General features: G+C 34.6%; 23 protein-coding genes and 3 tRNA genes. 12 read left to right on the top strand and 14 right to left on the bottom strand.

Translation table 11 applies throughout. The features are described from left to right. Positions 1 to 17 precede the first annotated feature (17 nt). Positions 18 to 515 carry a hypothetical protein gene (locus ACRASX_RS09380; RefSeq protein WP_432221009.1) on the bottom strand — a complete coding sequence of 166 codons (498 nt, stop codon included), beginning with the start codon at positions 513 to 515 and terminating at the stop codon, positions 18 to 20. A gap of 90 nt (positions 516 to 605) precedes the next feature. Further along, positions 606 to 1187: a Crp/Fnr family transcriptional regulator gene (locus ACRASX_RS09375; RefSeq protein ID WP_432221008.1), complete on the bottom strand. Its 582-nt coding sequence runs from the start codon at positions 1185 to 1187 to the stop codon at positions 606 to 608. Positions 1188 to 1338: 151 nt separating this feature from the next. Between ACRASX_RS09375 and ACRASX_RS09370 the strand changes: the two genes are divergently transcribed. From ACRASX_RS09370 to ACRASX_RS09360, 3 genes are all read left to right on the top strand, one after another. After that, entirely contained in the window at positions 1339 to 2193 is an 855-nt protein-coding gene (locus ACRASX_RS09370) for a transketolase (RefSeq protein ID WP_066307379.1), read from the top strand. A 76-nt stretch (positions 2194 to 2269) separates the two neighbouring features. Continuing rightward, complete coding sequence (locus tag ACRASX_RS09365) at positions 2270 to 3223, top strand: transketolase family protein (protein ID WP_432221007.1); 954 nt, start codon at positions 2270 to 2272, stop codon at positions 3221 to 3223. Positions 3224 to 3461: 238 nt separating this feature from the next. Then, complete coding sequence (locus tag ACRASX_RS09360; RefSeq protein WP_432221006.1) at positions 3462 to 4028, top strand: DUF4494 domain-containing protein; 567 nt, start codon at positions 3462 to 3464, stop codon at positions 4026 to 4028. Between the two features lie 78 nt (positions 4029 to 4106). On the opposite strand, the gene ACRASX_RS09355 is transcribed toward ACRASX_RS09360, so the two are convergent. The 6 genes from ACRASX_RS09355 to proS form a co-directional block, all read right to left on the bottom strand. Then, positions 4107 to 5123, bottom strand: a complete 1017-nt coding sequence (locus tag ACRASX_RS09355; protein WP_432221005.1) for a TQO small subunit DoxD — start codon at positions 5121 to 5123, stop codon at positions 4107 to 4109. A 493-nt stretch (positions 5124 to 5616) separates the two neighbouring features. Beyond that, entirely contained in the window at positions 5617 to 5868 is a 252-nt protein-coding gene (gene rpsT, locus ACRASX_RS09350) for a 30S ribosomal protein S20 (RefSeq protein WP_066307385.1), read from the bottom strand. A 154-nt stretch (positions 5869 to 6022) separates the two neighbouring features. Next, positions 6023 to 6094 (bottom strand) — tRNA-Glu (locus ACRASX_RS09345). Positions 6095 to 6130: 36 nt separating this feature from the next. Then, positions 6131 to 6202 (bottom strand) — tRNA-Glu (locus tag ACRASX_RS09340). A 47-nt stretch (positions 6203 to 6249) separates the two neighbouring features. Continuing rightward, a tRNA-Glu gene (locus ACRASX_RS09335) sits at positions 6250 to 6321 on the bottom strand. Between the two features lie 86 nt (positions 6322 to 6407). Then, a complete protein-coding gene (gene proS / locus ACRASX_RS09330; protein WP_432221004.1) occupies positions 6408 to 7886 on the bottom strand; it encodes a proline--tRNA ligase in 1479 nt (492 codons plus the stop codon). 101 nt (positions 7887 to 7987) lie between these two features. Here proS and ACRASX_RS09325 point away from each other — a divergent pair, with 101 nt between their 5' ends. The 5 genes from ACRASX_RS09325 (at position 7988) to ACRASX_RS09305 (ending at position 13585) form a co-directional block, all read left to right on the top strand. After that, positions 7988 to 8995, top strand: coding sequence for a hypothetical protein (locus ACRASX_RS09325; protein WP_432221003.1), 1008 nt, complete (start codon positions 7988 to 7990; stop codon positions 8993 to 8995). Positions 8996 to 9033: 38 nt separating this feature from the next. Continuing rightward, positions 9034 to 10536 (top strand): transporter, encoded by a 1503-nt coding sequence (locus tag ACRASX_RS09320; RefSeq protein ID WP_432221002.1) that lies wholly within the window; start codon positions 9034 to 9036, stop codon positions 10534 to 10536. Between the two features lie 247 nt (positions 10537 to 10783). After that, positions 10784 to 12103 (top strand): 30S ribosomal protein S12 methylthiotransferase RimO, encoded by a 1320-nt coding sequence (gene rimO / locus ACRASX_RS09315; RefSeq protein WP_432221001.1) that lies wholly within the window; start codon positions 10784 to 10786, stop codon positions 12101 to 12103. 41 nt (positions 12104 to 12144) lie between these two features. Next, positions 12145 to 12636: a hypothetical protein gene (locus tag ACRASX_RS09310; protein WP_432221000.1), complete on the top strand. Its 492-nt coding sequence runs from the start codon at positions 12145 to 12147 to the stop codon at positions 12634 to 12636. Position 12637: 1 nt separating this feature from the next. Continuing rightward, positions 12638 to 13585: an N-acetylmuramoyl-L-alanine amidase gene (locus ACRASX_RS09305; protein ID WP_432220999.1), complete on the top strand. Its 948-nt coding sequence runs from the start codon at positions 12638 to 12640 to the stop codon at positions 13583 to 13585. A 190-nt stretch (positions 13586 to 13775) separates the two neighbouring features. Here ACRASX_RS09305 and yajC read toward each other — a convergent pair whose 3' ends face one another. The 3 genes from yajC to ACRASX_RS09290 all read right to left on the bottom strand — a co-directional run bounded on the left by yajC (position 13776) and on the right by ACRASX_RS09290 (position 16278). Beyond that, positions 13776 to 14045 carry a preprotein translocase subunit YajC gene (gene yajC / locus ACRASX_RS09300; RefSeq protein WP_066307396.1) on the bottom strand — a complete coding sequence of 90 codons (270 nt, stop codon included), beginning with the start codon at positions 14043 to 14045 and terminating at the stop codon, positions 13776 to 13778. Between the two features lie 31 nt (positions 14046 to 14076). Continuing rightward, positions 14077 to 14988 (bottom strand): transcription antitermination factor NusB, encoded by a 912-nt coding sequence (nusB, locus tag ACRASX_RS09295; protein ID WP_066307697.1) that lies wholly within the window; start codon positions 14986 to 14988, stop codon positions 14077 to 14079. Between the two features lie 180 nt (positions 14989 to 15168). Then, on the bottom strand, positions 15169 to 16278 hold the full coding sequence (locus tag ACRASX_RS09290) for a Glu/Leu/Phe/Val family dehydrogenase (RefSeq protein ID WP_066307398.1): 1110 nt from the start codon (positions 16276 to 16278) through the stop codon (positions 15169 to 15171). Between the two features lie 206 nt (positions 16279 to 16484). On the opposite strand from ACRASX_RS09290, the gene ACRASX_RS09285 reads away from it, so the two are divergent. The 3 genes from ACRASX_RS09285 (at position 16485) to ACRASX_RS09275 (ending at position 19324) form a co-directional block, all read left to right on the top strand. Beyond that, positions 16485 to 18245 carry an ABC transporter ATP-binding protein gene (locus tag ACRASX_RS09285; RefSeq protein WP_066307399.1) on the top strand — a complete coding sequence of 587 codons (1761 nt, stop codon included), beginning with the start codon at positions 16485 to 16487 and terminating at the stop codon, positions 18243 to 18245. A gap of 64 nt (positions 18246 to 18309) precedes the next feature. Next, on the top strand, positions 18310 to 18687 hold the full coding sequence (locus ACRASX_RS09280; protein ID WP_066307700.1) for a PUR family DNA/RNA-binding protein: 378 nt from the start codon (positions 18310 to 18312) through the stop codon (positions 18685 to 18687). A gap of 88 nt (positions 18688 to 18775) precedes the next feature. After that, positions 18776 to 19324, top strand: a complete 549-nt coding sequence (locus ACRASX_RS09275; RefSeq protein ID WP_432220998.1) for an RBBP9/YdeN family alpha/beta hydrolase — start codon at positions 18776 to 18778, stop codon at positions 19322 to 19324. Here ACRASX_RS09275 and ACRASX_RS09270 read toward each other — a convergent pair. Continuing rightward, complete coding sequence (locus ACRASX_RS09270; RefSeq protein ID WP_432220997.1) at positions 19321 to 19656, bottom strand: tRNA-binding protein; 336 nt, start codon at positions 19654 to 19656, stop codon at positions 19321 to 19323. The genes ACRASX_RS09275 and ACRASX_RS09270 overlap by 4 nt on opposite strands. A gap of 129 nt (positions 19657 to 19785) precedes the next feature. Between ACRASX_RS09270 and ACRASX_RS09265 the strand changes: the two genes are divergently transcribed. Continuing rightward, positions 19786 to 20340 carry a thioredoxin family protein gene (locus ACRASX_RS09265; RefSeq protein WP_432220996.1) on the top strand — a complete coding sequence of 185 codons (555 nt, stop codon included), beginning with the start codon at positions 19786 to 19788 and terminating at the stop codon, positions 20338 to 20340. 79 nt (positions 20341 to 20419) lie between these two features. Here ACRASX_RS09265 and ACRASX_RS09260 read toward each other — a convergent pair whose 3' ends face one another. Both ACRASX_RS09260 and ACRASX_RS09255 read right to left on the bottom strand, forming a co-directional pair. Further along, entirely contained in the window at positions 20420 to 21352 is a 933-nt protein-coding gene (locus tag ACRASX_RS09260; protein WP_066307407.1) for a peptidylprolyl isomerase, read from the bottom strand. Between the two features lie 45 nt (positions 21353 to 21397). Continuing rightward, on the bottom strand, positions 21398 to 22552 hold the full coding sequence (locus ACRASX_RS09255) for an MFS transporter (protein WP_432220995.1): 1155 nt from the start codon (positions 22550 to 22552) through the stop codon (positions 21398 to 21400). Positions 22553 to 22667: the final 115 nt, after the last annotated feature.

The following is a 22667-nucleotide window of genomic DNA, read 5'->3' as shown; positions in this document are numbered from 1 at the left end:
AATAATTTTTAAATATTTTACTTAATGACTTTCAAACCAATAGTTGTAAAAAAAGTCAAATTAGTTTGCAATGGCTCTTCATTATTCCCTTCAAAAACGAAACAATCATGGTTATCTTTATCTGATACAAACACGCAAATAATTTTCGAAAAAGTGAATAAATCCTGAAAACTATCTCGATATTCAGCTGCTTTATTCTTTTCCTCTTCAGCCATCAAAATAACTATACTTTTACCTGTAGCTACTTTTTTGATTTGGTGTATTAGATTCGCCTGCTCTAAATAATAGTTAGCAAGCACAATAATATCTGCTTCCCAACTTGCATTAATGGGACAGGTCATCACTTCTACTGTAGCATTTGGATTTTCTGAACGAAGTTGCAAAAACATCTTATTAACTACAGAAGCATCATGATCAAAAAGTAAGACTGCATTTTCTTCCGCAATTTTAGTTGCTAGTATGAAAATGTTCGCTACGGAAAGTCCAATTATTGCAACTGTTTTTCTATTAAACATCGTTTTTATTTACAAGGCAAATTTACAATGCGATAGCAAGAGATTCCGTTGATGTAAAGCAAGAAATTCTATTGATCTAGGTCAATCAAATTAGATTTGAGTACTAATTTGTTTGCGAATACGACTCAGCGTTTCGGGCTTAAGTCCAAGGTAGGAAGCAATCATATGTTGAGGAACACGATTTACAATGCCAGGATAAGCAATTCCTAAATTGATATATTTTTCTTTGCCCGTTTTGGTTAAGCTCATGTTTATTCTAGCTTGATTGGCGATATATGCATTTTGCAATAACAAGCGTTGGTACCGTTCAAACATCGGAATCTGGTACATCAAAGCTTCTCTTGCCTCTGTTGTGAGCAAAAGTAATTCTGAATTCTCTAACGCTTCAATGGTATAAATAGAATTACTATTGGTTAAAAAGCTAGACAAATCAGTAATCCACCAACCTTCAATTGCAAATTGTACGATGTGTTCATTTCCTTTTTGATCGATAGAAAAAGAGCGAAGTATTCCTTTTTCAACAAATGCATTGTAGATACACACGTCTCCTTCTTGTAATAAAGTCTGCTTTTTACGTAGCTTTTTAGGAATGAAATGCGCTTTACACAATTCCATTTCATCCTGAGTGAGAGTTACTTTTTCTTGAATACTTCTAAATAATTGTTCAAACATGGTTACAAGGTACTAAATACTTCATAATTCGTAAAAAACATTCGCATTCTAAAAAAATACAATACTTAATAACTATTAATAAATCTAAAAATGGAATTATCCATAAATCAAAATATCTGATTATCTTTGCGCAGTCTAATTTAACACACAAATGAAACCGAACACACAACAATTAAACGATTTAACTATCCAAGTAAGAAGAGACATTCTGAGAATGGTACACGCTGTAAATTCAGGTCACCCAGGAGGTTCTTTGGGATGTACTGAATTTTTAGTAGCCTTATACCAAAACATAATGGACCGCAAAGAAGGATTTGATATGGACGGAATTGGAGAAGATTTATTCTTCCTTTCTAACGGACATATTTCTCCTGTATTTTATAGCGTTTTAGCAAGAAGTGGTTATTTTCCTGTTTCTGAACTAGTAACATTTAGAAAATTAAACTCTCGTTTACAAGGACACCCAACTACACATGAAGGTTTACCAGGTATTCGTATGGCTTCAGGATCATTAGGTCAAGGACTATCTGTAGCTCTTGGTGCGGCGCAAGCAAAAAAATTAAATGGAGACAATCATATCGTTTATACGTTGCACGGTGATGGAGAATTGCAAGAAGGCCAAAACTGGGAAGCAATTATGTATGCATCTGCTAAAAACGTAGACAATGTAATTGCTACAATTGACTTAAACGGAAAACAAATTGATGGACCAACAGACGAAGTTTTAGCAATGGGAAGTATCCGCGCTAAATTTGAAGCTTTTGACTGGGACGTTCTTGAAATCAAAGAAGGAAATAATATTGAGGCGGTTTTAGCTGGTATGGCTGAAGCAAAAGCTAGAACAGGAAAAGGAAAACCAGTTTGTGTATTATTGCATACTGAAATGGGGAACGGTGTTGATTTTATGATGTACAGTCATGCTTGGCATGGTAAAGCACCAAATGATGCACAACTAGAAACTGCTTTGGGTCAAAATTATAATGTTGGTGGTAATTCAGACTATTAAAAATTAAGTTTATAGATTAAAAATTTCTCGATTTTTTAGTCTTACAATTTTTTAATATTTCAATTTTAAAAGAACAATGAAAAAATATACAAATACAGGAAGTAAAGATACTCGTTCAGGTTTTGGCGATGGTATGACTGAATTAGGTCAAAAAAATGAAAATGTGGTTGCCTTATGTGCCGATTTAATTGGTTCATTAAAATTTGATGAATTTAAGAAAAATCATCCAGAACGTTTTTTTCAAATCGGAATTGCAGAAGCAAACATGATTGGGATTGCTGCAGGTTTAACTATTGGTGGTAAAATTCCATTTACTGGAACTTTTGCTAACTTTTCGACTGGTCGTGTTTACGATCAAATTCGTCAGTCAGTCGCCTATTCTGATAAGAATGTAAAAATCTGTGCTTCTCACGCTGGCTTAACATTGGGAGAAGATGGCGCAACTCATCAAATATTAGAAGATATTGGTTTGATGAAAATGCTACCAGGAATGACCGTAATTAATACATGCGATTACAACCAAACTAAAGCAGCTACGATTGCTCTTGCAGATCATCAAGGTCCGGCTTACTTGCGTTTTGGACGCCCAGTTGTTCCTAACTTTACGCCAGCTGACGAACCATTTGTAATTGGCAAAGCGATTATGTTAAGCGAAGGAAGTGATGTAACTATCGTTGCAACAGGACACTTAGTTTGGGAAGCTTTAATTGCTGCTGAAGCTTTAGAAGCAAAAGGTATTTCTGCTGAAGTAATCAATATTCATACGATTAAACCTTTAGATGAAGAAGCAATTTTGAAATCATTGGCAAAAACAAAATGTATCGTTACTGCTGAAGAACACAACATTCTTGGAGGCTTAGGGGAAAGTGTTGCGAGAGTTTTATCGCTTAACAGCCCTGCTCCGCAAGAATTTGTAGCGGTTAATGATAGTTTTGGTGAGTCTGGAACTCCAGCACAATTAATGGAAAAATACAATCTTACTAACGAATCAATCGTTGAAGCTGTAGAAAGAGTAATGAAACGTAAATAGTTCACTACTTTTTATACTGATAAAAAAAATCCTGCTTTTACAAGCAGGATTTTTTTTGATCTACTACTTTCTGAAGTATTAAAAACCAAGTCCTATAATTTACTCTAGTAATGATTTTAAAAATTTATATTGATAGAAATAAAATTATAAAAAATTCTAAATTGTGAATATCTATTTGAAAAAAAAGACATTAATCTATCGTTAAAATCTATCTTTGTCAGCCTTAAAACAAAATAACATGAGCGCAACTTGGTACGAATGCAAAGTAAAATATAGAAAAACAGATGATACTGGAACTCAAAAAGTAACTACAGAACCGTATTTGGTAGACGCTTTATCTTATACTGAAGCCGAAAGCAGAATTACTGAAGAAATGAGTGCTTACATTAGTGAAGAGTTTAAAATCACGAATATTAAAGTAGCAAATTATGCCGAAATTCATCCTTTTGAAAATAGCGATCGTTGGTTTAAGTCGAAAGTTTCTCTACTAGCTTATGATGAAGAAAGCGGAAAAGAAAGAAAAACTAATATGTACATTTTATTACAAGCAAATGATATCAAAGAAGCCTTTGATAACACTACTGCTGTGATGAAAAATACTATGGGAGACTATACAATTCTAGCTATTTCTGAATCACCAATCATGGACGTCTTTCCTTACTTTAGTGGTGAAGAAACAGAAACAGAACAATTAGAAAAGTTCAATGCATTAAAAGCATCGAAACCAGAAAAAACGGAATGGAAAGAAGAAATGGACACAGAAGAATTTGTTGTTGAGAGTGAACAAGTATCATTAGAAGCATAAAATACATAGCAATTTATTTAAAAAAAAATCTGCTGCTTGTCACAATCAAGTAGCAGATTTTTTATTTAAAGAGAAAATTTAATTTTGTGTTACAACTTCTTTAGTCCACATTGCACCACTTATATCTATTAGTTCCAACGTATACGCACCGCTCATATTTTGAAAGATATCCTCTTCAAAAGTCAAATTCCCTCTTGCTCCTAGCGGCAAAATAAGACTGTGTTTTCCTGTTTTTACTTTGGCTACGTAGTCATTACTAATTTGCGAACTAGACAACTGCGAAAGCTGTACCTGATTCTGCTCAAAAACCACTTCATTAGCAGCATTACGCAATTTTATTCCAATTAAAAAAGAACCATATACATCAGCGCCTTCATCTCTAAAAACAGTAAAGGATAACTTTTTTTCCTCAAGCTTAGTATTCGTTATGGTCACATGCGGTTTGACCGATTTATTATGCAATGTCCCGTAAACTCCACCGTGAAAATACTGATTAGTATATAACGTTAGTGCTAGTATGAGTACAGAACCCAAAAGCACAATTCTATTTAAAACATATTCTCTGATAGGAAGATTTCCAGAATTCAACCATAAAAACCATTTCTTCTGAGTTAGAGTATTATTTTTTATACTTAAATAATAATCCAAAGAATATTTTCCACTTCCCGTTAGAAAAATAGTAAAGCCGGTTGCTACTCCAAGAACGCCAATTTGCCATTCATCTAAGCAGGTAGTTCCAAGCCAACCTGAACCCAATAAAATCCCCATAGCGAGCATAAAAACACCAACACTCATTAGTCTTGTAAAGAATCCTAAAATAAACAGCAATCCAACAATTCCTTCAATAATCGTAAAAGAAGCCATTGCCCACCAAAGACTTTCTGGATTAGAAACCAAGTGCTCAATAATAGGTTTTATTCCCAAAGCGTTTGGCAAAAAGTGATTGAATTTTTCGCCGATGTAGCCCGCTTGTTCGGGATCTAATTTGTTTTCTAAAATTAAGCGTCTCCAGAAAGCAGAGAAATAAGTCCATCCGGTTACCCAGCGCAAAGCAGTTGTGAAAATTGCAAAATGAGAAAAATTTTTATGTTGCATTATAAATTGATTTAAAAATTAAAAAGAAGAAACCCAACAGCAAATACTATCGAAGGAAAAAGAAACTTATACTTCATACAATACTGTTGGTGTAAAATATAAGTAAGAACTTTAGAAATAACATGGGCTATGAAAAAAGTGTGTTGCTAAATAAAAAGCTTTATTTTACAATTGAAACTTAAAATCGAATACTGAAACTCTTGCTTTTTACTTCTTGATAAAGTCAAAATATTATTCGTAGTAGAACTATTCCAAACTATAAACTAATAATTTTTATCCGTAATTTCTAGCAGCGAGACCTCCAACTTTATCTTGATCTTAGCTTTTGCAGTACAAAACACACAAAGAAGAATACACAAATCATCAGTGTTGGTTTACATTAAAAATGCCTTATGATTTAATAATCATAAGGCATTTCAAAAAAAAAAAAAAAAAACTAAAAAAGGCTACCTAATTAAAAGTAGCCTTTTTGTATATGTATTAAATTGTAAAATTACAATTTAGCAACGTGCTTCGTTAATTTAGATTTTAAATTAGAAGCTTTGTTATCATGAATGATATTTTTCTTAGCTAATTTATCAATCATAGAAATTACTACTGATAATTTAGAAGTAGCATCAGATTTGTCAGTAGCTATTCTTAATGCTTTGATAGCATTACGAGTAGTTTTATGTTGGTATCTGTTTAATACTCTTCTTTTTTCGTTACTTCTGATTCTTTTTAATGCTGACTTATGATTTGCCATTTTTTTTAATTTTAGATGTAATAATAATTATAGATACTAGTTAAAAAAGAAAAACCTCCCACAATTGCTTAACAATCACTTTGGTTTTAACTAATAAAACAAAAATTGAGACACCAATTTTTATTTTATAAAACTTATTCACAACTAATTTTAGTAGTCCGTAAGGGAATCGAACCCCTGTTACCAGGACGAAATCCTGGAGTCCTAACCCCTAGACGAACGGACCATATCGTTCTAAGTTTTTCTATATTTAAATAGATTGTAGCCCGTAGCGGAATCGAACCGCTCTTACATGGATGAAAACCATGCGTCCTAACCGATAGACGAACGGGCCATTAAATTTCTCAATATTTTAAGAACTTTGTTTTGCAAAAAAAGTAGTAGCCCGTAGCGGAATCGAACCGCTCTTACATGGATGAAAACCATGCGTCCTAACCGATAGACGAACGGGCCTGCTTCTCTAATGCGGATGCAAAAATACAACTATTTTTAAGATGTACAATAGCAGAAGTAAAATATTTCAAAAAAACTTTGAAATATTAATACGCCTTAGCAAAAAACACTCTTCGAGAAGAAGGATTTCCAGTAAGTACGCAGCTTCCCACCTCTTCATCCTGATCCAATGGAAGGCAACGAATTGTTGCTTTAGTTAAATCTTTTATCTTTTCTTCTGTACCGGCAGTACCATCCCAATGAGCAGAAATAAAGCCTCCTTTAGACTCTAAAATATCCTTAAATTCCTCAAAACTATTTACTTCCGTAATGTGGGTATTGCGATATTCCAGTGCTTTTGCAAATAAATCGTTTTGAATCTGCTCCAGCAAATCATTTATATAAGCTGCGATTCCTTCTTTAGCAACCACTTCTTTGGTCAATGTATCTCTTCGTGCCACTTCAAAAGTACCGTTTTCTAAGTCTTTTGGCCCCACTGCAATTCGAATTGGAACTCCTTTCAGTTCCCACTCAGCAAATTTAAACCCAGGTTTTTGAGTCGTTCTATCATCAAACTTAACCGATATCTTCAGTTTTTTCAATTGTCCTACCAAAGCAGTAACCGCTTCTGTAATAGTTGCTAGTTGTTCATCACTTTTATAAATAGGAACGATTACGACTTGAATTGGCGCTAAATTGGGAGGCAATACCAATCCTTGATCGTCTGAATGCGTCATCACTAAAGCACCCATCAAACGTGTTGAAACGCCCCAAGACGTTCCCCATACATATTCTTGCTTACCTTCGGCATTAGCAAATTTCACATCAAAAGCTTTAGCAAAATTTTGACCTAAAAAATGCGAAGTTCCTGCTTGTAGTGCTTTACCGTCTTGCATCAATGCTTCAATACAATAGGTTTCTTCCGCGCCTGCAAACCGTTCTGTTTCTGTTTTCAATCCTTTTACAACCGGAATTGCCATAAAATTCTCTGCAAAATCAGCATAAACATTCATCATTTTTTCTGATTCATCTACTGCTTCTTCACGAGTAGCATGGGCCGTATGTCCTTCTTGCCACAAAAACTCAGCTGTTCTTAAAAACAAACGCGTACGCATTTCCCAACGAACTACATTTGCCCATTGATTGATTAATAAAGGTAAATCGCGATACGATTGCACCCATCCCTTATAAGTAGACCAAATAATTGCCTCACTAGTTGGACGAACTATTAGCTCTTCTTCTAATTTCGCATTAGGGTCCACCATTAGTTTACCCGGTTTATCTGGATCGTTTTTTAATCGATAGTGCGTTACAATTGCGCATTCTTTTGCAAAACCTTCGGCATTTTTCTCCTCCGCCTCAAACATGCTTTTAGGAACAAATAAAGGAAAATAAGCATTTTGATGCCCTGTTTCTTTAAACATTCTGTCTAATTCTGCTTGCATTTTTTCCCAGATTGCGTATCCATAAGGCTTGATGACCATGCAGCCACGAACACCCGAATTTTCTGCTAAATCGGCCTTTACGACTAACTCGTTATACCACTTTGAATAGTCTTCTGATCTTGTTGTGAGGTTCTTACTCATATTATATAGTTTGGCACAAATTTTGCGTTATTTATTTATCCTAAATAGTTCCACAAAACTAACTATTTTTGTAATGTGCAACAATAAAAACTCCACCGATTATGAAAACTAATATTTTAAAATCCAAAAAAACTTTACTTTATTCTCTCTTCGGATCGATTTCTTTAGTCGTTACTTCGTGTGGCTCTTATCAAAATAGCTCCTACTATGGAAACGACGGAATTTATGGAGGAACGACCTATCAAAGTAATCCTGCGCCAACTCAAAACAGTAATCAGTATGCGAGTTATTTTAACTCCTTACAAGACAAAGAGATCGGTGACGAAATATTTACCGATGTAGATAATTATAGTAATTACAATTCTGAAAATCCAAGTAGCGTTTCCAATTACCCAAGTTGGGGAAGCAATCCAACTTCTGTCTCTGTAAATGTTTACTCTGATTATTGGGGTAGCAGTTATTACGGAATGGGATATCCTTATTATGGAATGGGTTATGGATATCCGTATTACGGAATGGGCCTGGGTTATCCTTACCACGGAATTGGATGGGGCTATTCTGGACTTAGTATAGGTTGGGGTTTTAGTAACTGGGGCTACGGAGGTCGATGGGGCTACCCAGGTTATTACAATAATTACAGACCCTATTATAACAACCACAACTATTACAACAATAATCGCTATAATACTACGCCAAGCAGACGTGGTTCTAGCAGCTACAGTAACACTGATATCTACCGTAACAACAGAACTAACAGCAGCATAACCAACCGAAGAAGTTCAAGTTTCAGCAATGGAACTCCGAATCTAACCCGAAGAGCGCAGGCTGTTGACCAAAACAATAGTATAAATCGAAGAAATTCTTCTACACCAACGAGAGATTACAACTCTCAAAATAGAAGAAATGCGACTCCACAAACGAGACAGAATAATCCTCAACCGCAGAGCAGAAGTTATAATAATGATGCTCCTACGAGAAGAAATTCAAATACAACAGCGCCATCACGAAGTTATACTCCTAGCCCATCTAGAAGTACTAATGGCGGAGGCGGATCAATGCAAGGCGGAAACAGTGGCGGAGGTCGTTCTTCTGGAAGCGGAAGACGTTAATTATTAAATAACAATTTACGAACTACAAACCATCTAAGATGAAAAAAATATTTTTATTACTAATCGGCGGACTAACATTCAACGCGCTACAAGCTCAAGATATTTCTGATGCTACGCGTTACGCACAAGACAACTTAAGCGGTACAGCTCGTTTTAGAGCCATGGGTGGTGCTTTTGGTGCACTGGGTGGAGATTTATCTTCTTTAAACGTAAACCCAGCTGGTTCTGCTGTTTTCGCGAACAATCAATTTGGGGTTACTTTAAGTAACTACGGAACTAAAAATAATTCGAATTATTTTGGAAACGCTATTACTGAAAAAGACGATAGCTTTACTTTAAACCAAGGTGGCGCCGTTTTTGTATTTAAAAACAGAAATCAGAGCAGTAAGTGGAATAAATATTCTCTTGGATTTAATTACGACAATTCGAACAATTACAACAGTAGACTTTTTAGTGCAGGAACTAATCCGAACAATTCACTTGCTAATTATTTTGTTTCTTATGCGAATGGAATTGCGCTTGACGTTTTAGAAAATGGTTCGTATCGCAATTTAAATAATGGGGAGCAGCAGGCATTTCTTGGCTATCAGTCGTACATGATTAATCCCGCTACCACCGATGTTGATAATACGGAATATACTTCTAACGTTCCAGCTGGAGGAAACTATTACCAGGAAAATGAAGTGTATAGTGAAGGTTACAATGGGAAATTTACTTTTAATCTAGGCGCTCAGTACGACGATTTCTTGTACTTGGGTATGAATTTAAATTTACATACGATTGACTTTAGACGTAATTCTAGTTTTTACGAAGACAATTCAAATACTCTAGGAACCAATGACCAAGTGACTAGCGTACGTTTCGATAACAACTTATATACGTACGGTAGCGGCTTTTCCTTTCAATTGGGAGCTATTGCTAAAGTTTCTGATGCCATTCGTTTAGGGCTGGCTTACGAATCTAATACTTGGTATGATGTATATGACGAACTATCGCAAAAAATAGTTTCGGTTAGCAGTAACAATGTAGGTGCTTTGCCCGCTCAAGTTGTAGACCCCCGTATTACCAATGTTTATGATCCTTATAAATTGCAAACTCCTGGAAAACTAACTGCGAGTTTTGCATACATTTTTGGACAAACTGGCTTATTAAGCGTTGACTACGCCATAAAAGATTATTCAAGCACCGTTTTTAAACCACAAAACGACTCCTATTACAAAGGCCTAAACAGCAGCATTAATGATAAAATGACTACGAATGGCGAATTGCGAATTGGTGGGGAATATAAAATTAAACAATTAAGCTTACGTGCTGGATATCGTTTAGAAGGTAGCCCGTATGAGAACGGAAAAACAGTTGGCGATCTAACTAGTTATTCTGGTGGTTTAGGTTATGATTTTGGCGCTACCAAAGTTGATTTATCATACTCGTATGCGGAGAGAGATTCGCAACGAGCGGCATTTAGTCAAGGGTTTACTGATTACGCTAATTTAAATACTAAATTCAATACCGTTTCAATGACTGTGTTGTTTGAATTATAATTTTGAGCTTACAATTTTGAAGTTCATTATTTAAAAATATAAACAAAAAATATTAATTTGAAAAACATCCGTCTTGTTGTATCGAGACGGATATTTTTTTAGCCCGGATGGAAGCGGCATCCTTTTTGGCTCGCCCTTGCGAAACCAAAAAGATACAGTGAACAGCCGGATTAGCTCTATAAAAAAACAACAAGGGTGCTGATTCCAAGAATAAAAAATGTAATTTTGCACTCCAATTTATAAAAGTATGAGAACCAAGTCTTTAAAAAAGAACAAAATCAATGTAATCACTCTTGGCTGTTCGAAAAATGTGTATGATAGCGAGGTCCTTATGGGTCAACTAAAAGCTAGTGGAAAAGAGGTTGAACATGAAGCTCCTGCAGAAACAGAAGGAAATATTATTGTAATAAATACCTGTGGATTTATTGATAATGCGAAGGCAGAATCGGTAAACATGATATTAGAATATGCTGATAAAAAACAGAGAGGATTAGTTGATAAGGTTTTTGTAACCGGTTGCTTATCGGAACGTTACAGACCCGATTTAGAAAAAGAAATTCCGAATGTAGATCAGTATTTCGGTACAACTGAATTGCCTCAATTATTGAAGGCTTTGGGAGCAGATTATAAGCACGAATTATTAGGAGAACGTTTAACTACTACTCCAAAAAACTACGCTTATTTAAAAATTGCGGAAGGTTGCGACCGCCCATGCAGCTTCTGTGCTATTCCGATTATGAGAGGAACACACGTTTCTCAACCCATTGAAAAATTAGTAAAAGAAGCGCAAGGCTTAGCAAAGAACGGTGTCAAAGAATTGATTCTGATTGCTCAGGATTTAACCTACTACGGTTTAGATATTTATAAGAAAAGAAATCTTGCAGAACTTTTAGAAGCATTAGTCGCTGTTGAAGGAATTGAATGGATTCGTTTGCATTATGCATTTCCAACAGGTTTTCCAATGGATGTTCTAGAGATCATGAAACGTGAGCCAAAGATTTGTAATTATATTGATATTCCGTTGCAACACATTTCTGATTCGATTTTAAAATCAATGCGTCGCGGAACTACTCAAGCAAAAACGACTAAACTATTAAAAGAATTTAGAGCGGCAGTTCCAGGAATGGCAATTCGCACGACCCTTATTGTAGGATATCCTGGCGAAACTCAAGAAGATTTTAATATTTTAAAGGATTTTGTACAGGAAATGAAATTTGACAGAATGGGTTGTTTTGCTTATTCTCATGAAGAAAATACGCATGCTTATTTATTAGAAGATGACGTTCCTGCGGAAGTGAAGCAAGAACGTGCCAACGAAATAATGGAATTACAATCTCAAATTTCTTGGGATTTGAATCAAGAGAAAGTAGGCAAAACTTTTAAGTGTATTATTGACCGAAAAGAAGGAGCACATTTTGTGGGCCGCACTGAGTTCGATAGTCCGGATGTGGATAACGAAGTTTTAATTGATGCTTCAAAACATTACTTAAAAACAGGCGAATTTGCAAATATTATAATTACCGAAGCAACAGAGTTTGATTTATACGGTGAACCTGCTTCAGTTTAATCAGCTACTTGTTTCTCATTAACCACTATAATTCAAAAAAGATGAAGTTAAGAAACCTTTTTATACTATTTTTTGCCTTGCTATTTAGCAATTTGATTACGGCTCAGTATGGCAACGGCTATGGAAATGGATATGGCAATAACGGTTACGGAAACAATGGTTACGGCAGAAACAGACAAATGGGCGGCATGTCTGATATGGGACAGCAACAACAGTCTAAACCTAAAGAAATTCCGGTTGATGTTACTGCTGGCGAAATAATGGAGCGCATGACCCCCGTATTAACATTAGATGCGCTGCAAGAAGTCGCTATAAAGAATGTGTTGATTGAAAGTCTAAACCTGCAAGGAATTCTAATCAAAAATGAAAGCTTAAGTCAAGAAGCTAAAATGGACGAATTTAAATCTCTTTCAGAAAATACTAATAAACAAATCAACAATTACTTGAACCCTGATCAGCAAGAGAAATATAAAATCTATTTAGAAGACAATGCCAAGCCAAGAAAATCTAAAAAGAAAAAGAAAAAAGAATAGCATGACACATAGTTTAAAATTAAATATAACGCCTACACAATCTATTACTAAATATTTAGGTATTTTATTTTTAGGATTAGTGGTAGCTTCTTGTGGTAGTACAAAACCATATCAGGCAAGTGAAAAATCGTATAAAGAACAATTGGAAGCTTACAAAATGCAAATTTCAAGCATGAAAGCGGCGGAATTGTCTAGTCAAAATAACTTAAACATGTATGGTACTGCAGATTCTGCAGATCCGCTGACTTTATACCGCGATTCACTTGCTATAAAAAAACCAGTTCCTTTGCCTTATGGTATAAAAACAGAATGGATTAGTACGGTAAATTTTAATTTAAGAAAACCGAACTACATTATTCTGCATCATACTGCGCAAGATTCTTTGGCACAAACAATCAAAACGTTTACCAATAAAAATTTGCAAGTAAGCTCACATTATGTTATTGGAGATGATGGAACAGTGGTGCAAATGCTAAACGATTACTTACGAGCATGGCACGCTGGTTCAGGCACTTGGGGAAGAGACACTGATATTAACTCGGCTTCGATAGGGATAGAGTTAGACAATAATGGTTTTGAACCTTTTTCTTTAGCACAAATCAATAGTTTATTGGCTTTACTGACAAAGCTTAAGAAAGACTACAATATACCAACTCAAAACATAATTGGCCACTCTGATATTGCGCCTTCGAGAAAGCAAGATCCTAGTAATTTATTTCCTTGGAAAGCATTGGCAGCAAATGGATTTGGACTATGGCAAGATGAATTTTTGACAGAAGCTCCTTTTGATTTTCAAATAGAACCTGCTCTGCGAATTATTGGCTACAACACTAAAAATTTGTCGGCAGCAATTATCGCTTTTAAAAGACATTATATTCCAGAAGCAGTAGACAATGTGTTAGATCGAAAAACAATTAATACTATTTACTCGATTTACAAAAAGCAGTAAAAAGTACACTATTAAAAATATACAAAAGCTAATCATTAAACGGTTAGCTTTTTTTATGCAATACTTTCAGCACAAACATCACAGATTTTGATCTGTCTGATTTACAAATTCACCTGTTTAGTCCAAAAAAAAATCCCAATTCGTTTGCACAAATTGGGACTTTTATAATTCTTACTTCTTGAAAATAAAATTATTTTGCTAAAGCAGCACTCATTTCTAATGAAATTGCACTACGCTCCATTTTTAATTTACCAGCCATTGTTTCAACAATTACCGTAGTTTCAGCCAATTCAGCTACTTTACCGTGAAGACCACTTTTAGTAACTATTTTATCACCTACTTTTAAACTGCTTTCAAATTCTTTTTCGTTTTTCGCTTTCTTTTGTTGCGGTCTAATCATAAAAAAATAGATTACCACAAACATTAATAAAAACGGTGCAAACTGAGTTAATTGTTCCATAATTTAAATTCTCTTTTTTTTTAATTAATCATTACATTAAACCTCGGCCAGTTTTAAGTAACCTTTTATCAGCCTCGAGTTCTTTTACTAAATTATCTAAAATTCCGTTTATAAAAATACTACTTTTCGGAGTAGAATATTCTTTTGCCAACTCTAAATACTCGTTTAAAGTTACTTTCACGGGAATTGATGGGAATTTTAAAAGTTCGCAAATTGCCATTTTTAAAATAATAGTATCTATTTCGGCAATTCGGTCTGCATCCCAATTTGGTGTTTTACCATCGTACTCTTTTGCTAAAGCTTTTTCGTTTAAAACGGTCTTGCGAAACAAATCTTTTACAAAATCCTTATCTTCCGTATCTTTATAAACACGTGGTACTCTAAACTCTCCTTCTTCGGTATTTTTTAACCCTTTCAGTTGCTTAACAATTTGCGTGTTTACCAACGGAATATCATCAACCCAAGTTAATTTATCATCTTCTAAATACTCATACAACTTTTCATTAGGCACAATAACTTCCGCAAATAAATCGGCTATAAAATCTTTGTCTTCAGCAAAAGTATTTACGTCATTACTCATGTACTTTGCGTACAAATCACTCGCTTTAACATCTTTTAAAAGTAATAAAATGTAATCATCATTTAATGACCAATTATTAATCTTACGATTTTCGAGCGCAACGCTTAAAGAATTGTTTTCGGTAAGAATTTGAAAAACCTGATTTTTAATAAACTTTTCGTTTGGATTTTTTTCTTCTTTCGTAGCTAAGTGTTTCTTGCTTGCTAGGTGGAGGTATTGCGATTCTTTTTTGCAAATTTCTATCAATGAAGAAAGCATAACAAGGTACAAATCCTGAATACTGTCGATACTATAAAAAAGAAACTTCTCTTCCTTTTCTAGATTATCAGAACCATTTTGATGCATCGCATAGATGGATTGCATAACTTTTAAGCGAATGTGTCTTCTGTTTACCACCTTGTAAGAACTTTTATTAAAATTAGTCTGCAAAAATAATCATTTATCCCATCATTAGAAAATATATGATTAACAAAAAAACCAAAGAATATCTTTTGTAAGACATGCTTTGGTTTTCTGCTACAAAATGCAATACAATCGCTTAGATTATTTCAATTTACTGTTTTCGATCTTTCTAGCATCAATACGATTTTGAGCAATTGTCAAAGCCGCATGGTGCGTAGTTACTTTATTTCGTACGGCATAATCGATAATCTCTAAAGTAGTGTTGTAAATATTCTCGGTCTTACGCATAATTTCTTCTTTACCGTAATGCTCTAATTCCGCATAAACGTTAATAATTCCACCTGCATTTATCAAGAAATCTGGCGCATATAAAATACCTCTATCTTGCAAAATAGCTCCGTGAATGTTTTCATTCGCTAACTGATTGTTGGCAGCACCAGCAATAACTTTTGCTTTAATTTTATAAACCGTGTCATCATTTAATACTGCTCCCATAGCACATGGCGCGTAAATATCAACGTCGGCACTGTATAAATCGTCCCCTCTAAAAATAGTAGCATTGTACTTTGCTGCCACTTCATTTAAACGTGCTTCATTAATATCTGTAATGGTAACCTTTGCTCCTTCTTTAGTCAAATATTCTACTAAAGTTTCGCCTACGTGTCCAATTCCTTGTACTAAAACTTTTTTTCCTTCTAAATTATCTGAACCAAACTGATGTTTTGCAGCAGCTTTCATTCCTAAAAAAACACCGTATGCCGTTACTGGCGATGGGTTTCCTGAACCACCTCTTTCTTCTGAAATTCCAGTAACATATGGAGTTACATCTCGTACCGTGTCCATATCTTTGGTTTCCATACCCACATCTTCAGCAGTAATGTAACGACCACTTAATGAGTGTACAAATTCTCCAAATTTACGCATCAATTCTGGTGTTTTTTGCGTTTTAGCATCTCCAATAATTACCGCTTTACCACCACCTAAATTAAGTCCTGTAATTGCAGATTTGTAAGTCATACCTCTCGAAAGACGCAATACATCATTTAAGGCTTCCCATTCGTTTGCATAATTCCACATTCTTGTACCTCCAAGTGCAGGTCCCATAACCGAATTATGAATACCAATAATTGCTTTTAAACCTGTATCTTTGTCATTACAAAATACAATTTGTTCGTGATTGTCAAATGAAAGTTGGCCAAAAACAGGATCCATTTTCTGAAATTCTTTTTCAGTTGAAGAAGATACACTCATAGCGTTTGATATTTTAAAGTATAATAAATTACGAATTCGTCAAAAAGACTTCTCAAAAATAAGAATAAATTAAATACAAGTTAATATTAAGTCTTGTTTTTATGTAATTTTCAATTCGATCTCTAACGATCTGTAATTTATCTTTAAACTAAAACGAATTAAACAATAAAAAATAAGAACATTTCTATATTGAATATCACAAAAAAATGAAAGAATTACGCTATTTAGACAAATACTTTATAAAATATAAGTTCCGTTTCTTTGCCGGAATATTTATCACAATAATCGCACAAATATTCTTTTTATTTACTCCAAAATTAATCAGCAAGTCCTTTAAAGCGATTGAAGATTTCTCGAAAGAAGGAAGCGTAAGTGTCGAAGTGATTAAAAGCGAATTATTATCTAATATTCTACTTATTATATTAACCGCCATTATCGCTGGATTTTTGACATTTTTAATGCGTCAAACTCTAATTGTAATGTCGCGTTTGGTCGAATTTGATTTAAAAAATGAAGTATTTGAGCAATATGAAAAATTATCTCAAAACTTTTACAAACAGAATAGAACGGGAGATTTAATGAATCGGATTAGCGAAGACGTTTCTAAAGTTCGAATGTACGTTGGTCCAGCAGTAATGTATACCATAAACACACTGATTCGCTTTATTATTGTTTTAATATACATGTTTAATGTTTCGCCAAGACTAACCTTATATACTTTAATTCCGTTACCGATATTATCGTTTTGTATTTTTAAACTTAGTACCGAAATCAACATTCGTAGCACTACTTTTCAGCAATATTTATCGAAAGTTTCGAGTTTTACGCAAGAAATATTTTCGGGAATTCGAGTGATAAAAGCCAATTCATTAGAAGAACAGCATCAGAACAATATGATCAGTCTTGCCAATGAAAGTAAAAGTAAAAGCTTGCATTTGGCCAAAGTACAGTCGCTTTTTGGGCCATTAATGATTGCACTTATCGGAATCAGTAATTTAATTGTCATCTACTTTGGAGGAGCCATGTACATTAATGGTACGATAACAAGTATTGGTACGATTGCAGAATTTATTTTATACGTGAATATGTTAACTTGGCCCGTTGCTTCATTGGGTTGGATTTCATCTATGGTTCAAGAAGCAGAAGCATCACAGAAACGTCTGAATGAATTTTTGAAAATTGAACCACAAATTCAGAACAATTCAAATGAGCCTTCTCTTATTGAAGGTGCAATCGCTTTTGAAAATGTCACTTTTATCTATGAAGACACCAACATCCAAGCTTTAAGTAATGTTAGTTTTACCGTTAAAAAAGGCGAAACTCTGGCTATTTTAGGTAAAACAGGTTCAGGGAAATCAACAATCTTATCGTTGATCTCTAGATTGTACGATGTAAATGCCGGTCAAGTTACTATTGACGCCAAAGAAATAAGTACTTTAAACCTCAACGATTTAAGAAACAGCATTGGTATTGTGCCTCAAGATGCATTCTTGTTTTCAGATAGTATTAAAAATAATATCAAATTTGGAAATCAAGATGCTACAGATGATGAAGTAATGCAAGCGGCTAAAAATGCTGTAGTTCATGATAATATTATTGCTTTTAACAAACAATATGATACGGTTTTAGGAGAACGCGGAATTACTCTTTCGGGAGGTCAGAAACAGCGTGTTTCTATTGCTAGAGCAATTATAAAAAATCCTGAGATTTTATTGCTTGATGACTGCTTGTCTGCGGTCGATACAGAGACAGAAGAAACAATTTTGAACAACTTATTTGAAATTTGCAAAGACAAAACCACCATTATTGTAAGTCATAGAATATCATCGGCTAAAAATGCGGATAAAATCATCATACTAGATGATGGAAAAATCATACAACAAGGTTCTCATAATCAACTGATAAATCAAGAAGGCTATTATTCGGCCCTGTATGTTAAGCAACTTTCAGAAAAAGAATTACTGTAATTGTTGGATAATAGATAATTTTTTAAGATTTTTGATTGCTATTAAAAAAAATGATAGAAAGATTATGAGAGAAAATGACCTATTAGAAAAAGAAGAAATTTTTTCAAAGGTGCTTCGCGCTGGACGAAGAACGTATTTCTTTGACGTTAGAGCTACAAAAGCTGACGATTATTACATTACAATAACAGAGAGTAAGAAATTTACTGAAGAAGACGGATCTTTTCATTTCAAAAAACACAAAATTTACTTGTACAAAGAAGATTTTAGTGCTTTTGCAGAGATTTTAGGCGATATGACCTCTTACGTATTGAATCATAAAGGAGAAGAAGTTATTTCTGAAAGACATCAAAAAGACTTCAAAAGAGAAACATTGATAGAGAAAAATGAAGATTTCGTTCCGCAAACTTCAACATTCACTGATATAGAATTTGACGATATTTAATCGTTAATTCCAATAAAATTTAAAAGTCCAAAACTCAAGTTTTGGACTTTTTTTTTATACTTTCGGAGTTAATAAAAAATAGTTTTTAATGAAACCACATCTATTAGTTTTATCTGGTCTGGGTAATTCTGGCGAGCAACATTGGCAAACCTATTGGCAAAAGCTATATGCAAATTCGTCGAAAGTACAGCAACAAAATTGGGATGAACCCCAACTCAAAGATTGGTTATATGCTTTAGATGAATCAATTACAAAACTAGATCAGCCAACAGTTTTGGTTGCCCACAGCTTGGCGGTTTCGTTAGTTTTACATTGGAGCAAAAGTAATGCTAATTCACATATCGTCGGAGCTTTATTGGTTGCGCCAGCAGATGTAGATTCTCCTCAACATACGCCCGACTGTATTCGGAATTTTGCACCAATTCCCATGCATCAATTGCCATTTCCAAGCATTGTGGTTGCCAGCGAAAACGATCCTTACGCATCTATCGCTAGAAAAAAAGAATTTGCAGAACACTGGGGAAGCGATTTTGTAAACGTGGGCTGCAAAGGACATATAAACTCAGAATCTAATTTACATTTTTGGGAAGAAGGACAAGAGATCTTGCAGCAATTGATTACTAAAATGGACAATTAGCCAATTCGCAATCCATTTTCTATTTTAGAATCTGGTGCTAATAAAATCACATCACCCTCAACTCCTACTGCGCCTAAAATTAAACATTCACTAATAAATTTTCCGATTTGTTTGGTTGGAAAATTAACAACTGCAACGATTTGTCGGTTTACCAATTCTCCTTTAGAATATCTTTTTGTAATTTGTGCTGAAGTTTTACGAATGCCGATTAAAGAACCAAAATCAATTTTCATTTGAAACGCCGGTTTTCGAGCTTCAGGAAAATCGTTAACTTCTAGTATCGTTCCTACGCGCATTTCAACTCTTTCAAACTCTGACCACGATAAATCCATTGTTTCTTTTTTTTAATTGAATTGAAACTCAAATTTACTTAAATTATCTAATCTAATACTCGCACGTAAATCCATTCTCTTAATTGTCAGTTAGCCAGAAGTTTTGTTTAACTTTATAAAAAAAATCGAATGTCAATGACACTTTCCAACATGTTGCCACTGGGAACAATTGCTCCCGAATTTAGACTCCCAGACACCAATTCAAATTACGATTATTATTTTTCCGATTTAAAAGGTTCCTTAGGCACTTTGGTAATTTTTATGTGCAATAATTGTCCGTTTGTCCTTCATGCCATCGAAGAAATTGAAATGATTTCGAATGATTATCGCGTACAAGGAATTGGAGTAATCGCCATTTCGAGCAATGACGTTCTAAAAAACCCGCACGATAGTCCTGCTTTAATGACTGAATTTGCTTTTGACAATAAAATCGACTTTCCGTATTTATTCGATGCGACACAAGAGGTAGCCAAGGCTTACGACGCTGCGTGTACGCCCGATTTTTACTTATTTGACAGCAATGACAAGTTAATATATCGCGGACAATTGGACGATTCTAGGCCACACAATGGCATTAGTTTAAGCGGAAATGATTTGCGAGGCGCTATTGACTCTATAATTTACAACAGAACTTTAAAAGAACCGCAAAAACCAAGAGAAGGTTGTTCCATCCAATGGAAATAAATAAAATAAAATTACGATACAAACAAAAAAACCAATCAGCAATAAAGTGATTGGTTTTTTTAGATAGTTTAACAATGTATTATTTTACGTCCATTAATTCTACATCAAAAATCAAAGTAGCATCACCAGGAATTACTCCTCCTGCACCAGCTGAACCGTATCCTAGATGAGATGGTATAACAAAACGAGCTTTATCTCCAACTTTCAACAAAGCAATACCTTCGTCCCATCCTTCGATAACTTGTCCAACCCCTAATTTAAATTCAATTGGTTTTTTTCTTGGGTAAGAAGAATCAAAAACTTTTCCATTCTCTAATGAACCTTCATAATGAACTGAAACTGTTTTTCCTTTTGCAGCTTGCTTTCCTTCACCTTTTTGAATCATTTTATAACGCAATCCGCTTTCTGTTTTATCAAAACCAGCAGCCAATTTTTCCATTTCAGCTTCTGCTGCTTCTTTTTGAGCAGATTCTCTTTTGGCGCGTGAGCCTTCAAAAGTTCTAAAAGCTTCTACTGCATTCCACTTTTCAGCTTCTGCACCTACTCTAATTATTTCTAGACTTTCGATAAGATCTCCTTGCTCTACAGCATCAACCACATCTTGCCCTTCGATCACATAACCAAAAACAGTATGCTTGTTATTTAAGTGCGGAGTTGGTCCATGAGTGATAAAAAATTGAGAACCATTAGTACCAGCTCCAGCGTTTGCCATAGACAAAACTCCCGGACGATCGTGTTTTAATGTTGGGTGAAATTCATCATCAAATTTATAACCAGGCCCACCAGTTCCGCTTCCTTGTGGACAACCACCTTGAATCATAAAATCTGAAATTACACGGTGAAAACTCAATCCATCGTAATATTTAGTTCCTTGTGGTTTTGCCGAATTTTCTAAATTACCTTCAGCCAAAGCTACAAAGTTACCTACTGTTCCTGGCGTTAAATCGTCTGTTAGTTTTACTAAAATTGAACCTTTAGCCGTGTTGAATTTCGCGTATATTCCGTTTTCCATTATTTTAATATTTTTTTATTGAATGCAAATTTACAAATTAATTTCTTATCCGTTTGTGGTTTCCAATCGTTTCGTTTTTGATTTGTACGTATAGCCGTAAACTGCAAAAGCGAGAGCTGATAAAACCATACAACCTAAAGTGACTGCATGCCAACCGCCATATTGCCATAAAAACAATCCAAAGGCAGAACCTGCAGCGGTTCCTAAAAAGCTAAAAGACATAAAAACAGTGTTCATTCTATTTCTGGCTTCGGGCAAAATTGAATATACGCGTGTTTGATTGGAAATGTGAACGCCTTGGATACCAATATCGATTAAAACAATTCCGATTACGATTCCGATCACACTTGTTCCTGAAAAGTAAAAAACCAAGAAGCTCAAGACCATTAAAGCACATCCATAACCAACTGCAATACGAGAACCGCCTTTGTCCCCTAATTTACCAACCAATGGTGCCGCTAAAGCACCTGAAGCACCTACGATTCCAAAAAGACCAATTGTTGCGCTATTAAAGTTAAAAGGAGCATCGGACAGTAACAAAACCATCGTGGTCCAAAATGCACCAAATTGCGCAAAACAAAAAACATTAATTGCAGTAGCCTCTCTTAACAAGGGTTGTTCTTTTATCAATGTAAACAAAGAAAGAATTAGTTGTCCGTACGTACCTTCAAATGTTGGTTTATTAAAAGGAAATTCTCTTTGAATAACGATTAGCAGCAATAAAATCAATCCTGCTGCGATCCAAAACATGGCGCGCCAGCCCCATAGTTCGCCTACAAAACCGCTTAAAGTTCTTGAAAGTAAAATACCAACCAGTAAACCACTCATAATTGTCCCTACTACTTTTCCTCTCTGACTCGGCTCGCTTAAAGAAGCTGCCAAAGGCAAAATTAATTGAGGAACTATAGAAGTAATTCCGATCAGTAGAGAGGCTATCTCTAAAATAAAATAACTTTTTGCTGTGGCCGCTATAATCAAAGCAATGACCGAAGCAAAAGTGGTTACTACTATTTGTTTTTTACGCTCTATTTTATCACCAAGCGGAACCATAAAAAACAGTCCTATAGCATAACCGGCTTGTGTTAGATAGGTTATTGAACCTGCATCTGCCTCTTTAATTCCGAATTCTTTTGCTATTAAAATAATAAGAGGCTGACAATAATATAAGTTTGCAACAATTAATCCCGTGCAAACTGCCATAAACAGGACTTTAGACTTTGATAAATTCATTTTGCAAAAATACTACTTCATTCAAAAAAATTAAAAAAACGATTGTTATAAATTCTTTAAAAAAACAATTAAGCGAACAGTACTA

This window comes from Flavobacterium sp. TMP13 (assembly GCF_050847115.1).
Classification (GTDB): Bacteria; Bacteroidota; Bacteroidia; order Flavobacteriales; family Flavobacteriaceae; genus Flavobacterium.
The sequence above is the reverse complement of the archived record's forward strand: the minus strand, read 5'-3'. Positions and strand labels throughout refer to the sequence as shown.

Excerpts from the sequence above, each read along its gene's own strand:
- ACRASX_RS09380 (WP_432221009.1), bottom strand. The coding sequence starts at position 515 with ATGTTTAATAGAAAAACAGTTGCAATAATTGGACTTTCCGTAGCGAAC.
- ACRASX_RS09375 (WP_432221008.1), bottom strand. The coding sequence starts at position 1,187 with ATGTTTGAACAATTATTTAGAAGTATTCAAGAAAAAGTAACTCTCACT.
- ACRASX_RS09370 (WP_066307379.1), top strand. The coding sequence starts at position 1,339 with ATGAAACCGAACACACAACAATTAAACGATTTAACTATCCAAGTAAGA.
- ACRASX_RS09365 (WP_432221007.1), top strand. The coding sequence starts at position 2,270 with ATGAAAAAATATACAAATACAGGAAGTAAAGATACTCGTTCAGGTTTT.
- ACRASX_RS09360 (WP_432221006.1), top strand. The coding sequence starts at position 3,462 with ATGAGCGCAACTTGGTACGAATGCAAAGTAAAATATAGAAAAACAGAT.
- ACRASX_RS09355 (WP_432221005.1), bottom strand. The coding sequence starts at position 5,123 with ATGCAACATAAAAATTTTTCTCATTTTGCAATTTTCACAACTGCTTTG.
- rpsT (WP_066307385.1), bottom strand. The coding sequence starts at position 5,868 with ATGGCAAATCATAAGTCAGCATTAAAAAGAATCAGAAGTAACGAAAAA.
- proS (WP_432221004.1), bottom strand. The coding sequence starts at position 7,886 with ATGAGTAAGAACCTCACAACAAGATCAGAAGACTATTCAAAGTGGTAT.
- ACRASX_RS09325 (WP_432221003.1), top strand. The coding sequence starts at position 7,988 with ATGAAAACTAATATTTTAAAATCCAAAAAAACTTTACTTTATTCTCTC.
- ACRASX_RS09320 (WP_432221002.1), top strand. The coding sequence starts at position 9,034 with ATGAAAAAAATATTTTTATTACTAATCGGCGGACTAACATTCAACGCG.
- rimO (WP_432221001.1), top strand. The coding sequence starts at position 10,784 with ATGAGAACCAAGTCTTTAAAAAAGAACAAAATCAATGTAATCACTCTT.
- ACRASX_RS09310 (WP_432221000.1), top strand. The coding sequence starts at position 12,145 with ATGAAGTTAAGAAACCTTTTTATACTATTTTTTGCCTTGCTATTTAGC.
- ACRASX_RS09305 (WP_432220999.1), top strand. The coding sequence starts at position 12,638 with ATGACACATAGTTTAAAATTAAATATAACGCCTACACAATCTATTACT.
- yajC (WP_066307396.1), bottom strand. The coding sequence starts at position 14,045 with ATGGAACAATTAACTCAGTTTGCACCGTTTTTATTAATGTTTGTGGTA.
- nusB (WP_066307697.1), bottom strand. The coding sequence starts at position 14,988 with ATGCAATCCATCTATGCGATGCATCAAAATGGTTCTGATAATCTAGAA.
- ACRASX_RS09290 (WP_066307398.1), bottom strand. The coding sequence starts at position 16,278 with ATGAGTGTATCTTCTTCAACTGAAAAAGAATTTCAGAAAATGGATCCT.
- ACRASX_RS09285 (WP_066307399.1), top strand. The coding sequence starts at position 16,485 with ATGAAAGAATTACGCTATTTAGACAAATACTTTATAAAATATAAGTTC.
- ACRASX_RS09280 (WP_066307700.1), top strand. The coding sequence starts at position 18,310 with ATGAGAGAAAATGACCTATTAGAAAAAGAAGAAATTTTTTCAAAGGTG.
- ACRASX_RS09275 (WP_432220998.1), top strand. The coding sequence starts at position 18,776 with ATGAAACCACATCTATTAGTTTTATCTGGTCTGGGTAATTCTGGCGAG.
- ACRASX_RS09270 (WP_432220997.1), bottom strand. The coding sequence starts at position 19,656 with ATGGATTTATCGTGGTCAGAGTTTGAAAGAGTTGAAATGCGCGTAGGA.
- ACRASX_RS09265 (WP_432220996.1), top strand. The coding sequence starts at position 19,786 with ATGTCAATGACACTTTCCAACATGTTGCCACTGGGAACAATTGCTCCC.
- ACRASX_RS09260 (WP_066307407.1), bottom strand. The coding sequence starts at position 21,352 with ATGGAAAACGGAATATACGCGAAATTCAACACGGCTAAAGGTTCAATT.
- ACRASX_RS09255 (WP_432220995.1), bottom strand. The coding sequence starts at position 22,552 with ATGGCAGTTTGCACGGGATTAATTGTTGCAAACTTATATTATTGTCAG.